This is a genomic window from Maritimibacter harenae (assembly GCF_009882975.1).
In the GTDB taxonomy this organism is placed as follows: Bacteria; Pseudomonadota; Alphaproteobacteria; order Rhodobacterales; family Rhodobacteraceae; genus Maritimibacter; species Maritimibacter harenae.
The window spans coordinates 234,816-235,143 of sequence record NZ_WTUX01000002.1; the positions used below are offsets into that span (position 1 = coordinate 234,816).

General features: G+C 68.3%; 1 pseudogene. It reads left to right on the top strand.

The window, feature by feature from the left end:
- A pseudogene (locus GQE99_RS01170) lies at positions 1-328 on the top strand (hypothetical protein); the annotation flags it as partial.

Here is a 328-nt window from a genome sequence, read left to right on the forward strand (position 1 = left end):
GCGCGACAAGGAGCGCGACAATCTCCGCGCGCCGTCCGAGACCGGGATGTACGAGGTGCGCTACGTGCTGGACGAAGGCGACCGCACGATGGCCTCGCAGCCCATTGAAGTGACCGAACCCGAGGTCAGCGTCACGGCCCCGGCCACGGCGCTTGCAGGCTCCGCCTTTGAGGTGACCTGGACGGGCACGGTGTCGGGGAGCGACTACGTCACCATCGTGCCGATGGGATCGGACGAGGGCACCCGCGACAACCACTTCCGCGTCCGCGACAAGGAGCGCGACAACCTGCGCGCCCCGTCCGAGACCGGGATGTACGAAGTGCGCTAC